Origin of the sequence: Streptomyces sp. KPB2, from assembly GCF_003950055.1 — a bacterium.
GTDB lineage: Bacteria > Actinomycetota > Actinomycetes > Streptomycetales > Streptomycetaceae > Streptomyces > Streptomyces salinarius.
Genome location: NZ_CP034353.1, coordinates 374,593 through 387,050, shown reverse-complemented (window position 1 = coordinate 387,050; position 12,458 = coordinate 374,593). Strand labels below are relative to the sequence as shown.

Genomic DNA, 12,458 nt, shown 5'->3' with positions numbered 1-12,458 from the left:
CGCCGCGCCCGGCGGGGACACCCGTCGTACCGCCGGCCGGGTGCCGGATCAGACGTTGACGCCGAAGTCGGCGGCGATGCCCGCGAGGCCCGAGGCGTAGCCCTGCCCCACCGCCCGGAACTTCCACTCGGCGCCGTGCCGGTACAGCTCGCCGAAGACCATCGCGGTCTCGGTCGAGGCGTCCTCGGACAGGTCGTAGCGGGCGAGTTCCTGGTTGTTCGCCTGGTTGACGACGCGGATGAAGGCGTTGCGGACCTGGCCGAAGCTCTGGCCGCGGTTCTCCGCGTCGTGGATGGAGACCGGGAAGACGATCCGGTCCACCTCGGCCGGGACACCGGCCAGGTTCACCTTGACCGCCTCGTCGTCGCCCTCGCCCTCGCCGGTGAGGTTGTCGCCGGTGTGCTCGACCGAGCCGTCGGGGCTGGTGAGGTTGTTGTAGAAGACGAAGTGCCGGTCCGAGAGCACCTTGCCCGACGCGTCCAGGAGCAGCGCGGAGGCGTCGAGGTCGTAGTCGGTGCCGGTCGTGGTGCGCACGTCCCAGCCCAGCCCGACCAGTACGGCGGTCAGACCGGGCGCCTCCTTGCTGAGCGAGACGTTGCCGCCCTTGGCCAGGGAAACTCCCACTGTGTTCTCCTTCGTCACGTTCGCTGCGTTCGTGTTCCTCATGGGTGCTGCCTGCCGTAAATCTACAACACTGTAGAAGTAGGGCTTCTATACGATGTCGCTCCGGAAGACGATCGGCGGCGGAAGGAGGCGGGCCGTGCGGGATGACCGGCGTCCGCGGCGACGGGGGCAGGGTGAGCTGGAGGCACTGGTGCTGTCCGCGCTGCGCGAGGCGGACGGGCCCGCGACGGCCGGCTGGGTGCAGGAACGCCTCGGCGGCGACCTCGCCTACACCACCGTGATCACGATCCTGACCCGGCTCCTGGAGAAGGGGGCCGTCAGCCGTGAGCGCGCGGGCCGGTCCTTCGCCTGGACGCCCGCCTCGGACCAGGCGGGACTCGCCGCGCGCAAGATGCGCAAGGTCCTGGACGCCGAGAGCGACCGCGAAGCGGTGCTGGCCAGCTTCGTCACGGGTCTCGACCCGGACGACGAGCGGCTGCTGCGCGCACTGCTCGGGCACGCGCGCGCCGCGGAGGACGGCTGACACCGCATGGGCGTCTTCGTCTTCCTGCCCCTGGTCCTGCCGCTGACGGCGTGGCCGATCGCCAGGCTGGCCGAGCAGCACCTGCACCCGCGCACCGCGACCAGGCTGCTCACCGCCGTCGCCGCCGTGATGGCCCTGTGCAGCACCGTGTGCCTGGCCCTGGTGATGGTCGTCGGCACCGCCCAGCTGCCGGGCAACCCGCTGCCCGACGCCTGGTCGGACCCCGAGGTGCGGGCGGCGGTGCCCTACGACGAGGTCGTCGGCAAGGCCGCGATTCCCGCGCTCTGCGCCGTGGTCGCGGCCTCGGCGCGAACCCTGTGGCGACACGGCAGGGTGCGCCGCCGCGCCCACCGCGCGCTGGCCGGGCTGCCCGGCACCGGGGTGGCCGTACTGCCGGACGAGGTGCCCTACGCCTACGCGCTGCCCGGCGGACGGCGGGACCGCGTGGTGGTGAGCACGGCGCTGCTCGACTGCCTCGAAGCGGGGGAGCGGCGCGCGCTGTTCGCCCACGAACGCGCCCATCTCGCCGCCCGGCACCACCGCTACCTCCTCGCCGTCCGGCTCGCCGCGCTGGCCAACCCGTTCCTGCGCCCCCTGCGCACGGCCGTCTCCTACACGGCGGAGCGGTGGGCGGACGAGGCGGCCGCCCGGGCGGTCGGTGACCGCCGCGCCGTGGCGACCGCGATCGGCAAGGCGGCCCTCGTCTCGCGCGGCACCCCCGTCGCCACCCTCGCCGGTCTCGCGGCGCCCGGCCCGGTGCCCCGCCGGGTGGCCGCCCTGCTGCGGCCCGCTCCCGCCGTGCGCACCTGGCCCCCGGTGTTCACGTCGGTGGGCCTGGCGGCGTGGGCCGCGGCCGCCGGAACCGCCGTCTCGGCGATGTCGTCCGCGAACGCCGCCGTCACCATGTTCCTCATCCTGCGGGCCGCGACGCCGTTCTGAGTACCCCTCACTCCCTGACGGGCGATGGTGGAACGCCGCAGGTCACAGAGGTGTCGGCCAACTTTCCTCACTCGATCGGGTGAGCGGGCAATCCGGGCCGGGAGCTGCTCCGGATTCCCCGTGTGAGGGAAGAACCGAGACCACGCCGACAGCGGACCGGCGACTGACCCCGTAACCCGGGTCGGCCGGCCACCACGTGAACGGCACCGCGTACTCGGCGGCCCGTCGCACACCACCCCCGTTCCGCACCCGACTTCAGCTCCGCACCACGACTTCGCGCCAACGCAGCCTTTGTGCTGCCCGTTTTCAGGGAGATCCGCCATGAACGCCCGTATCCGCCGCTCCGCAGTCGCCGTCGTCGCGGCCGCCGTACTGCCGCTGTCCCTGGCCGCCTGTTCCGACGACGGCGACAGCGGTTCCTCGGACTCCGCGCAGGCCGCCTCCTCGGCGCCCGCGGCGACCGACGACCAGTCGGCCGACACCTCCGGCGGCACGGCGGACTCCGACGAGCCCTTCGGTCCGGCCTGCTCCACGGTGCCGAAGGAGGGTGCCGGTTCGTTCGACGGCATGGCCAAGGACCCGGTCGCCACGGCCGCCTCGAACAACCCGGCCCTGTCCACGCTGGTGTCCGCGGTGAAGAAGGCCGGTCTGGTCGACACCCTCAACAACGCCGAGAACATCACGGTGTTCGCGCCCACCAACGACGCCTTCGCCAAGATCCCGAAGGCCGACCTGGACAAGGTCCTCAACGACAAGGAGATGCTCACCGACATCCTGACCTACCACGTCGTCGGCCAGAAGCTCGCGCCCGAGGACCTGGAGAACGGCTCCTTCGAGACGCTGCAGAAGTCCAAGCTGACCACCTCGGGCTCGGACGAGGCCTACAAGGTCAACGACTCCGCCAAGGTCGTCTGCGGCAACGTGAAGACCGCCAACGCCAACGTGTACATCATCGACACCGTCCTCATGCCCAAGAGCTGACCCACGGCCCCGGGGAGCGGGTCGGGCAGTGGCCCGCCCCCCGGCGCCGCGGTGGCGCTGTGGTAGCTTGCGCAAGCCAGTCGAACCCACCTGGTGGGTCAGGGAATCCGGTGCGAATCCGGAACTGACGCGCAGCGGTGAGGGGGACGGGCGGGACACGGGCCACTGGGCGGCGTACGCCGTCCGGGAAGGCGTTCCGTCCGGTCGAACCCGAGTCCGAAGACCTGCTGGCACCCGTGCCGCGTGCGGCGCGGGCCGCACCGTACGGACGGGCTTCGCGCATGAGCCCTCGACGCCAGAGGATCCTTCCTTGCCCGCAGCACGCACCGTCGGCCCCCGGCGCCTTCTCCCTTCCCGCCGCGCCCCGCGCGGTCCCGTACTGCTCCTGGCCGGCGCCCTGCTGGCCTCCGGCTGCGGTTCCGGCGCGGCCGGCGACGACCCGATCGCCCGGGCCGACGCGGCCGGTTATCCACGCACCGTCCACGACTGCGGCCACGACGTCCGGGTCGACGCGCCGCCGCGCCGGGCCGTCTCCCTCAACCAGGGCACCACGGAGATCCTGCTCTCGCTCGGCCTCGCCGACCGCATGGCGGGCACCGCCACCTGGACCGACCCGGTCATGAAGGGCCTGGAGAAGGCGAACGCCGGCGTCCCCCGGCTGGCCGACGACATGCCGTCCTTCGAGACGGTCCTGGACGCCGAACCCGACTTCGTCGCCGCCTCCTTCGCCTCCACGCTCGGCACCGGCGGCGTGGCCACCCGCGAACAGTTCGCGGAACTCGGCGTACCGGCCTACCTGTCCCCGTCCGACTGCGCGGGCAAGGACAACAGCGGCGACGGCGACGGCGTCCGGTCCGAGGCCCTGACCATGGACACCGTCTACGGCGAAGTCCGCGACCTGGCACGCCTCTTCGACGTCGAGCAGCGCGGCGAGCAGCTCGTCGCCGAGCTCAAATCCAGGGTGGCCAGGGCGACATCCGGCATCGACGCCTCCGGTGTCACCCTCATGTACTGGTTCGCCAACTCCACCTCGCCCTACCTCGCGGGCTGTTGCGGCGCCCCCGGCGTCATCACCCGCGCGGTCGGTGCGAGGAACGCCATGGACGACACCCACGAGGAGTGGCCGCAGGCCGGCTGGGAGACCGTCGCCGACCGGGACCCCGACGTCCTGGTCCTCGGCGACCTCACCCGCAGGTCACAGACGGCCGAGACGGCCGCGAAGAAGATCGAGTTCCTGGAGTCCGACCCCGTGACCAGGAACATGACCGCCGTCCGCGAGAAACGCTACGTGCTGCTCAGCGGGCAGGCCATGAACCCCACCATCCGTACCGTCGAGGGTGTGGAGCAGGTGGCGGCGGCACTGCGCGAGTTCGGGCTCGCCAAGTGACGTCCGCGAGCCGGGCCGACTCCGTCCCCGGCACGGGCGCACCCCGCCGTGCCCCTCTGACGTGGGCGGCGGCCGGGATCGTCGCCCTGTGCGCCTCCGTGGCCGTCGCCGTCACCATCGGCCCGGCGGACATCGGCGTCGCCGACGTGTGGTCCGTGATCGCCGCCCACCTCGGCGCCGGCACCACCGCCGGGGACGTGTCGCCGATCCGCGACGGCATCGTCTGGGACCTGCGGCTGCCCCGCACCCTCCTCGCGGCGGTGTGCGGCGCCGGACTCGCCGTGTGCGGGGCCGTGCTCCAGTCCCTGCTGCGCAACCCGCTCGCCGACCCCTTCGTCCTCGGCGTCTCCTCCGGCGCCTCGACCGGCGCCGTCCTGGTCGTCGTGCTCGGCGTGGGCGGCGGCGCGCTGTCCGTCCCCGGCGGGGCGTTCATCGGCGCGGTCTGTTCCTTCGCGCTGGTGATGCTGCTCAGCCACGGCCTCGGCGGCACCACGGACCGGGTGGTCCTCGCAGGCGTGGCGGCGATGCAGCTGTTCTCCGCGCTCACCTCCTTCGTGGTCATGACCGCCGCCGACGCCGAGACCACCCGCGGCGTGCTGTTCTGGCTGCTCGGCTCGCTCGGCGGCGCGGGCTGGAGCGACGTGTGGACCACCGCCGCGGTCCTGGTACTGGTCCTCGCCGTGTGCCTCGGGTACGCCAGGACCCTGGACGCCTTCGCCTTCGGCCAGGACGCGGCGGCCGCACTCGGCGTCCACGTGGCCCGCACCCGGCTGGTGCTGCTGTGCGCCACCGCCCTGCTCACCGCCGCCCTGGTCGCGTCGGCCGGCGCCATCGGCTTCGTCGGGCTGGTGCTGCCGCACGCGGTGCGGGCACTCACCGGCCCCGGACACGCCCGGCTGCTGCCGGTCTGCGCGCTCGCCGGCGCCGTGTTCCTGGTGTGGGTCGACACCCTGGCCCGTACCGTCCTCGAACCCCAGGAGGTCCCGGTGGGCGTGGTGACCTCGCTGATCGGTGTGCCGGCCTTCGTGCTCGTGCTGTACCGCACCAGGAGGGCACGGTGACCCTGAACGCCGAGCGGGTCTCCCGCACCGCCGGTGGCCGGCTGATCCTGGACGGCGTCGACCTGAGCCCGCGCACCGGCGCCATGACGGGACTGCTCGGGCCCAACGGCTCCGGCAAGTCCACCCTGTTGCGGCTGCTCGCCGGCGTTCTCTCCCCGACCTCCGGCCTCGTCACCCTCGACGGACGCCCCCTGGACCGGGTGGGCCGCAAGGACGTCGCCCGGCGCGTCGCCGTGGTGGAGCAGCAGACGGACACCCAGGTGGAACTGACGGTCCGGGACGTCGTCCGGCTCGGCCGCATCCCGCACCGCCGCGCCTGGACACCGGCGTCGGCGGCGGACGAGGACGCGGTGACCGACGCCCTGGACCGCACCGGTCTGACGGGTCGGGCGGACCGCCTCTGGCACACCCTCTCCGGCGGCGAACGCCAGCGCGTCCAGATCGCCCGTGCCCTGGCCCAGCAGCCGCGCGAACTCCTGCTCGACGAACCGACCAACCACCTGGACATCCAGCACCAGCTGGACGTGCTGGCCCTCGTCGCCGCCCTGCCCGTCACCAGCGTGGTCGCCCTGCACGACCTCAACCTCGCCGCGACGTACTGCGACCACCTCGTCGTCCTCTCGGAGGGACGGGTCGTGACCTGCGGCGAACCGGCGGAGGTCCTGACGGCGGACCTGGTCGCGAAGGTCTACCGCGTCGACGCCGAGATCACCCCCGCCGGCCCGGCCGGCCGCCCGCACGTGCGCTTCCGAGGCACACTGCCGGGCTAGGGCCTGCCCGACCATTCCCGTCCGCCGCGGGCTCAGTCGTCCATCAGACCGGCGGCGAGCGTGGCCCCCAGCTCCCAGCAGGCCTCCAGGTCGGCCTTGCCGGGCTCACCGGCCACGCTCACCGCGGGCGCCGCACGCTGCCAGCCGAGACCGGTCGTGACCGACTCGATGCCGCGCACCGCGCCCGTGGTGTCGCTGCCCCCGTGCACCCAGTACCCGAAGGGACGGCCGCGCGTCTCGTCCAGGCAGGGGTAGTAGACCTGGTCGAAGAAGTGCTTGAGCGCACCCGACATGTAGCCCAGGTTGGCCGGGGTGCCCAGCAGGAAGCCGTCCGCCTCCAGCACGTCGACGGCGGTCGCCGCCAGCGCCGCCCGCCGGACCACGCGTACCCCCTCGATCTCGGGCGCGGTCGCCCCGGACACGACGGATTCCAGCATCGCCCGACAGTTCGGCGACGGCGTGTGATGCACGATCAGCAAAGTGGCCACACCGGCAGCCTGCCGCCCGGCACCCCCCGACCGCAAACGGACACGATGGCGCCCGCGAGGTCCGCCCCCGCCGGCGCCCTACTCCTCGGGTGCCCCCGTCTCCGTCAGCTCGCCGTCGGCCAGCCGCAGCCAGCGCTCGACGCCGATCTCGCGCAGGAACCGCCGGTCGTGACTGACGACCACGAACGCACCCCGGTAGGAGTTCAGGGCGCTCTCCAGCTGGCCCACGCCGACCAGGTCGAGGTTGTTCGTCGGCTCGTCCAGGAGGAGCAGGTGCGGGGCCGGCTCCGCGCACAGCACGCAGGCGAGCGTGGCCCGCAGCCGCTCGCCGCCCGAGAGCAGGCCGACGGGCAGATGGGCGCGGGCACCCCGGAAGAGGAAGCGCGCGAGGAGGTTCATCCGCTCGGCCTCCGGCCGGTGCGGGGCGTACGCGGCGAAGTTCTCGGCGACGGTGCGTTCCTCGTCCAGCAGGTCGAGTCGCTGCGAGAGGTACGCCACGCGCCCGTCGGCACGCCGGATGTCGCCGTCCTCCGGATCCAGGTCGCCGTCGAGGAGCCGCAACAGCGTGCTCTTGCCCGCGCCGTTGGCCCCGGTCAGCGCGATCCGCTCGGGCCCCCGGACCGTCAGGTCGACGCCCGCCCCGGCGAACACCTCCCGCTCGCCGAGCCGGATCCGCAGCCCCTGACCAAGGAAGAGGGTGCGTCCGGCGGGGACGTCGGTCTCCGGCAGGTCCAGCGCGATGCGCTGTTCCTCGCGCAGCGAACGCTCCGCCTCGTCCAGCCGTGCCTTCGCCTCACCGACCCGGTTGGCATGGGTCTGGCCCGCCCGGCCCGCGGCCTCCTGCGCCCCGCGCTTCATGTTGCCCGCGAAGATGCGGGGCAGCCCGGCGTTCTTGAGGTTGCGGGCGGCGTTGCTCGCCCGGCGGTCGGCGCGCTCGCGGGCCTGCTGCAACTCCCGCTTCTCCCGCTTCAGCTCCTGCTCGGCGTTGCGGACGTTCTTCTCGGCGACCTCCTGCTCGGCACGGACCGCCTCCTCGTACGCGGTGAAGTTGCCGCCGTAGAAGCGCAGTTCGCCCCGGTCCAGTTCGGCGATGCGCTCCATGCGGTCGAGCAGCTCGCGGTCGTGGCTGACCAGCAGCAGACAGCCGCTGTAGTCCATCAGCACGTCCCGGAGCCTGTCGCGGGCGTCCGCGTCGAGGTTGTTGGTGGGCTCGTCGAGGAGGAGCACGTCGGGCCGCTTCAGCAGCTGGGCGGCGAGCCCGAGGGAGACGATCTGCCCACCGCTGAGCGTGCTCAGCCGCCGGTCCAGGGCGAGGCCGCCCAGGCCCAGGCGGTCGAGCTGGGCACGGGTGCGCTCCTCGATGTCCCAGTCGTCGCCGATGGTGGTGAAGTGCTCCTCGGCCACGTCTCCGGACTCCACGGCGTCGATGGCCCGGATCACGGCGTCGACGCCGAGGACCTCGGCCACGGTGAGGCCGCCCGTCAGCGGGAGGGCCTGCGGCAGATGACCCAGGACGCCGGAGACCGTCACGGAGCCCGCGGTGGGCCGCAGCTCACCGGCGATCAGTTTCAGCAGGGTGGACTTGCCGGCCCCGTTGGGGGCCACGAGACCCGTGCGGCCCGCGCCCACGGTGAAGGACAGGTCCTCGAAGACGGGTGTGTCGTCGGGCCAGGAGAAGGACAGCTGGGAGCAGCGCAGAACGGCGTCGGACATGGAGACGACCTCGTGGAGATGAGGGGCAGGAGTCGGACTTCTGCCCGGAGCGGAGGACAGGGAAATGGGAACGACGAAGGGGCCACTGCGACGGCGCTCACAAACGCCCGCTGCGGCCTACCGGAACCGGATCTCACCCGGAGATGTCGTCGTCACCCACCATGTCCGCCACTCCTCACCGCACGATCAACGACTCCACCAGCCTAACAGCCGGGCTCCCGCACCGGTCCGGTCGCCGGGTCGGACGGGGAGTCGGAGATGAGCATGTCGGTGCGGTGCGGGGCGGTGCGGGGCGGTGCGGGGCGGTGCGGTGCGGTGCGGTGCGGCCTGGAGTACGCCGTCGCCCGCGGCCTCGCCGGACTGCTCGCCCGCCCGCGCAACGCCTTGAACGGGTCGCGCACCAGCGGCCTCTTCCCCCGTCCGCCGCGCCGGTCCCCGTAGGACGCGGCAGGGGGTGAGGGCCGCGGCCCCCACCCCGGTCAGGCCGGCATGCCCAGCAGCGCGATGGGGTCCGAGGTCGGCTGCTTCGAGCCGCCGGCCGGCTCGACCGTGATGCCCACGCCCGCCGCACCGTCGACGGCGCCCTCCATCAGCACCGCCTGGCTGGTGTCGCCGGGGTCCATCAGACCGGCCGGGCGCATCGTGCCCTGGTCGTCGAACCAGAGCTGGTAGACCTTGCCGCGCGGCGGTTCCGCCATGCCCGAGGCCAGGAAGACCGCCCGGTCCTGACGCTCGGAGACGACCAGCGTCCCGCTCGCCCCGTCGGCCAGCCGTGCCGTACGGGACTCGGCGTCCGGCGCGGCCAGCACCCCGGCGAGGGTCTCGGCCCGCCGCTCGGCCCGCGCGGCCCGCTGCCCGGCGTCCTGCGCCCGCTCGTACTGCCACACCGCCGTGCCGCCGAGCCCCACCGCCGCGGCCAGACAGGCGGCCAGCGCCCAGCGGGCCAGTCCGCGCCCCCGGGGCACGACGCGGCGCGCGGGCTTCTCCACGGTGCCGCCGCCCGGCGGGACCTGGCGCACGGTGGTGACGCGGTGCAGTACCCGTTCCCTGAGCGCGCTGCCGGGCACGACCGTCGCGGCCAGCCCCAGCCGGGCCGTGGCGGCGGCGAACTCCCTGGTCTCCCGGTCGCATTCGCCGCAGTCCGCCAGATGGCGCTCGAAGGCGGCCCGCTCGTCGTCGGACAGGGCGTGCAGGGCGTAGGCACCCGTCAGGCTGTGCAGGTCCTCGGTGCGCATCACGCGCTCACCCCCAGGCAGTCACGGAGCCGGATGAGACCGTCGCGCAGCCGTGTCTTGACCGTGCCGAGCGGCAGCGCGAGCGCCTCGGCCACCTGCCGGTAGGTCAGGCCGCGGTAGTAGGCGAGGGTGACGGACTGGCGCTGGATCTCGGTCAGGGTGCGCAGACAGCGCCGCACCTGCTCCCGCTCCAGCCGGGTCTCGACCTGCTCGGTCACCTCGTCGTACTCGGGCGTCCGGTCGAGCAGGGCGGCCCTGTGGTCCCGGGCCGCGGCGGCCTCCACCGACCGCACCCGGTCGACGGCCCGGCGGTGGGCCAGGGTCAGGATCCAGTTGACCACCGTGCCGCGCTCCGGCCGGTAGCGGGGCGCCGTGCGCCACACCTCCACCAGCACCTCCTGCGCCACCTCCTCCGACTGGGCCTGGTCGCGCAGCACCGCCCGGGCGACCCCGAGCACGGACCCCGCCACCGCGTCGTACACGACCGCGAAGGAGTCCTGGTCGCCGAGGGCCACCTCACGGATCAGCTGTTGCAGATCTGGCCGGGCGGATGGATTTCTGCCGATGTGTACGGCTTCCTTCACGAGGGTTGCTCCAAAAGAACGCGACGAGGTGGGGATGTCCCCGCGTAATCCGGGGCCGCGCCGCCCGCGGATTGGTCATGGGCCGGACCGAGTCGCGGTGAACCCGCCCGACGCACACCCTCGCACGGGTAGAGTGGGTGCCGTTCGCGTTCGATCGGGCTCCAGGGGAGCGGAAGGACAGGGAGGTGAGGTTGATGACCGTGCTCGACGCCGTCCTTCGCGATGCCCGGATGTCCCTCGCGGCCTCCCTCGCGTCCCGAGCGGCGGCCTGACCCCGCCTCCCACGAACGCAACCTCAGAAACGGATTCCGATTCCGCCATGTCCTTTTCCCGTTCTTCCTGGAACACCCGCGCCGAGACCGGCGCCGACGTCCCCGTCATCCGTGACATCGTCCGGGCGGCCTTCCCCACCCCGGAGGAAGCCGCCCTCGTCGACGCGCTGCGCGCCGACGCCGGGGCATGGATCGAGGGGCTGTCCCTCGTCGCGGTGGACGACACCGACCGGCCCGTGGGGTACGCCCTGCTGACCCGCTGCCACATCGGGGACAGCCCGGCGCTGTGCCTGGCACCCGTCGCCGTGCGGCCCGAGCACCAGAGGACCGGTGCCGGCGCGGCCGCCGTACGGGCCGCGCTCGTCGCCGCCGAGCGCCTCGGCGAACACCACGTCGTCGTCCTCGGGCACCCGGAGTACTACCCCCGCTTCGGCTTCGGCCGGGCCTCCGCCCACGGCATCGGGCTGACCATCGACGTGCCGGACGAGGCCCTGATGGCCCTCACCCTGGACGCCGCCCACCCGCTGCCCGCGGGCACCGTTCGGTACGCGGCGCCGTTCGGCATCTGATCCGACCCGCCGGGTGGCGGCGGGAGCCTCTTCCGCCGCCACCCGGCATTTCTTCTGCGCAACCCCTTGACCCGACGCCCGCGGTCCTTCACATTACTCGTTAATGCGCATTAGGTAATGCGCATTAACAGCTCACGACGAAGCGACGAAGCGACGAAGCGACGAAGCGACGAAGCGATGGAGAGGAGTGGTGGTGGCGAAGGAAGCCGCAGGGCGGGCCAGGCCGGGGAGGGCCCCCGCGCCGGCCGGCCGCCGGGCCCGGCCGAGGCAGGCGGAGGTGGCCGTGCTCGCCGGTGTCTCGCAGGCGACGGTGTCCCTGGTGCTGTCCGGACGCGACATCGCGACGGGCCGGCCGATCTCGGCGGAGACCCGCGCGAAGGTCCTGGACGCCGCCCACCGCCTCGGCTACGTCCCCGACCCCGCCGCCAGCCGCCTCGCCGCCGCCCGCAACAACCTGCTCGGCGTCTTCAGCTTCACCGCGACCTTCCCGACCGACGTCCGGCACTCGTACTACCCGTTCCTCGTCGGCGTGGAGCAGGAAGCCGCCGCGCAGGGCTACGACCTGGTGCTGTTCACCGGGTCGAGCACCGGGGGAGCGGGCGCCGGGGGAGCGGGCGCGCTCAACCGGGTACGGCTCGCGGACGGCTGCCTCTTCCTCGGCCGCCACGCCCCCGCGGACGAACTGCGCCGACTGGTCGCCGACGACTTCCCCGTCGTCCACGTCGGCCGGCGCGACGAACCGGAGGGCCTCGCCTGGGTGGGTGCCGACTACGTCAGCGCCAGCCGCGAGGTCGTCACCGCGCTCGCCGGACTCGGCCACCGGCGCGTCCTCCTCGTCCGCGAGGACGACGACGCGCCCGCCTCCACCGACCGCGAACGCGGCTTTCTCGCCGGGCTCGCCGACAACCGTTTGCCCGCCGGCCCCGAGGCCGTGTTCCGCTGCGGCGACCCGCGCGGCGACCTCACCGCCGACCGGGTGCGTGCCTGGGTGGCCGACGGCGTCACCGCCTTCGTCGCCGAGGAGACCGACACCGGCGCCGCCTGGCGGACCCTGCGTGCCGCCGTGGACGAAGCCGGTCTGGACTGCCCCGGCGAGGTGTCGCTCGCGCTGCTCGGCAGTCCGCCCGCCGACCTCGCGGACGAACCCGCGCCGATGGGCTTCGACATCCCGCGCCCCGCGCTGGGCGCCGAGGCGGTACGGCTGCTCGCCGCCCGTATCGCGGGCGGGCCCGCCGAGGGCACCCTCGTCGCCTGCGCCTTCAGACCCGGCGCGACCGCGGGGCCACCGACCGCCCCCTGAACCGACCGCACC

At 73.5% G+C, this 12,458-nt stretch carries 14 protein-coding genes and 1 riboswitch; of the genes, 9 read left to right on the top strand and 5 right to left on the bottom strand.

Annotated elements, in window-relative coordinates:
* Positions 1-48 precede the first annotated feature (48 nt).
* On the bottom strand, positions 49-624 hold the full coding sequence (locus tag D1J63_RS01705) for a TerD family protein (RefSeq protein WP_061440719.1): 576 nt from the start codon (positions 622-624) through the stop codon (positions 49-51).
* 94 nt (positions 625-718) lie between these two features.
* On the opposite strand from D1J63_RS01705, the gene D1J63_RS01700 reads away from it, so the two are divergent.
* From D1J63_RS01700 to D1J63_RS01675, 6 genes are all read left to right on the top strand, one after another.
* The gene (locus D1J63_RS01700) at positions 719-1,147 is read left to right on the top strand and encodes a BlaI/MecI/CopY family transcriptional regulator (RefSeq protein WP_061440718.1); all 429 of its coding nucleotides are present in this window, start codon (positions 719-721) and stop codon (positions 1,145-1,147) included.
* A 6-nt stretch (positions 1,148-1,153) separates the two neighbouring features.
* The gene (locus D1J63_RS01695; RefSeq protein ID WP_125627404.1) at positions 1,154-2,086 is read left to right on the top strand and encodes a M56 family metallopeptidase; all 933 of its coding nucleotides are present in this window, start codon (positions 1,154-1,156) and stop codon (positions 2,084-2,086) included.
* A gap of 321 nt (positions 2,087-2,407) precedes the next feature.
* Positions 2,408-3,067, top strand: coding sequence for a fasciclin domain-containing protein (locus D1J63_RS01690; protein WP_125627403.1), 660 nt, complete (start codon positions 2,408-2,410; stop codon positions 3,065-3,067).
* A 60-nt stretch (positions 3,068-3,127) separates the two neighbouring features.
* A riboswitch (cobalamin riboswitch) is annotated at positions 3,128-3,314 on the top strand.
* Between the two features lie 153 nt (positions 3,315-3,467).
* Positions 3,468-4,454: an ABC transporter substrate-binding protein gene (locus D1J63_RS01685; protein ID WP_241235677.1), complete on the top strand. Its 987-nt coding sequence runs from the start codon at positions 3,468-3,470 to the stop codon at positions 4,452-4,454.
* Between the two features lie 56 nt (positions 4,455-4,510).
* Complete coding sequence (locus D1J63_RS01680) at positions 4,511-5,515, top strand: iron chelate uptake ABC transporter family permease subunit (protein WP_240798603.1); 1,005 nt, start codon at positions 4,511-4,513, stop codon at positions 5,513-5,515.
* Positions 5,512-6,285 (top strand): ABC transporter ATP-binding protein, encoded by a 774-nt coding sequence (locus D1J63_RS01675; RefSeq protein ID WP_125627400.1) that lies wholly within the window; start codon positions 5,512-5,514, stop codon positions 6,283-6,285. Before D1J63_RS01680 ends, D1J63_RS01675 begins: the two co-directional genes overlap by 4 nt.
* Positions 6,286-6,317: 32 nt before the next feature.
* On the opposite strand, the gene D1J63_RS01670 is transcribed toward D1J63_RS01675, so the two are convergent.
* Both D1J63_RS01670 and abc-f read right to left on the bottom strand, forming a co-directional pair.
* Positions 6,318-6,773 carry an NAD(P)H-dependent oxidoreductase gene (locus D1J63_RS01670; protein WP_125627399.1) on the bottom strand — a complete coding sequence of 152 codons (456 nt, stop codon included), beginning with the start codon at positions 6,771-6,773 and terminating at the stop codon, positions 6,318-6,320.
* 78 nt (positions 6,774-6,851) lie between these two features.
* Positions 6,852-8,486 carry a ribosomal protection-like ABC-F family protein gene (gene abc-f / locus D1J63_RS01665; RefSeq protein WP_125627398.1) on the bottom strand — a complete coding sequence of 545 codons (1,635 nt, stop codon included), beginning with the start codon at positions 8,484-8,486 and terminating at the stop codon, positions 6,852-6,854.
* A gap of 258 nt (positions 8,487-8,744) precedes the next feature.
* Here abc-f and D1J63_RS01660 point away from each other — a divergent pair, with 258 nt between their 5' ends.
* Positions 8,745-8,927, top strand: coding sequence for a hypothetical protein (locus tag D1J63_RS01660; RefSeq protein ID WP_125627397.1), 183 nt, complete (start codon positions 8,745-8,747; stop codon positions 8,925-8,927).
* A gap of 38 nt (positions 8,928-8,965) precedes the next feature.
* Here the strand turns inward: D1J63_RS01660 and D1J63_RS01655 are convergent, their stop codons facing one another.
* Positions 8,966-9,721: an anti-sigma factor gene (locus tag D1J63_RS01655; protein ID WP_125627396.1), complete on the bottom strand. Its 756-nt coding sequence runs from the start codon at positions 9,719-9,721 to the stop codon at positions 8,966-8,968.
* A complete protein-coding gene (locus tag D1J63_RS01650) occupies positions 9,721-10,305 on the bottom strand; it encodes a sigma-70 family RNA polymerase sigma factor (protein ID WP_125627395.1) in 585 nt (194 codons plus the stop codon). The genes D1J63_RS01655 and D1J63_RS01650 overlap by 1 nt, the downstream gene beginning before the upstream one ends.
* Before the next feature lie 319 nt (positions 10,306-10,624).
* Here D1J63_RS01650 and D1J63_RS01640 point away from each other — a divergent pair, with 319 nt between their 5' ends.
* The gene (locus D1J63_RS01640) at positions 10,625-11,146 is read left to right on the top strand and encodes an N-acetyltransferase (protein WP_125627394.1); all 522 of its coding nucleotides are present in this window, start codon (positions 10,625-10,627) and stop codon (positions 11,144-11,146) included.
* Between the two features lie 190 nt (positions 11,147-11,336).
* Complete coding sequence (locus tag D1J63_RS01635) at positions 11,337-12,446, top strand: LacI family DNA-binding transcriptional regulator (protein WP_125627393.1); 1,110 nt, start codon at positions 11,337-11,339, stop codon at positions 12,444-12,446.
* The last annotated feature ends 12 nt before the right edge of the window (positions 12,447-12,458 follow it).

Bases quoted from the DNA above. Each gene is read 5' to 3' on its own strand.
- D1J63_RS01640 (WP_125627394.1), top strand. From the start codon at position 10,625: ATGTCCTTTTCCCGTTCTTCCTGGAACACCCGCGCCGAGACCGGCGCC.
- D1J63_RS01700 (WP_061440718.1), top strand. From the start codon at position 719: ATGTCGCTCCGGAAGACGATCGGCGGCGGAAGGAGGCGGGCCGTGCGG.
- D1J63_RS01690 (WP_125627403.1), top strand. From the start codon at position 2,408: ATGAACGCCCGTATCCGCCGCTCCGCAGTCGCCGTCGTCGCGGCCGCC.
- D1J63_RS01660 (WP_125627397.1), top strand. From the start codon at position 8,745: ATGAGCATGTCGGTGCGGTGCGGGGCGGTGCGGGGCGGTGCGGGGCGG.
- D1J63_RS01655 (WP_125627396.1), bottom strand. From the start codon at position 9,721: ATGCGCACCGAGGACCTGCACAGCCTGACGGGTGCCTACGCCCTGCAC.
- D1J63_RS01695 (WP_125627404.1), top strand. From the start codon at position 1,154: ATGGGCGTCTTCGTCTTCCTGCCCCTGGTCCTGCCGCTGACGGCGTGG.
- abc-f (WP_125627398.1), bottom strand. From the start codon at position 8,486: ATGTCCGACGCCGTTCTGCGCTGCTCCCAGCTGTCCTTCTCCTGGCCC.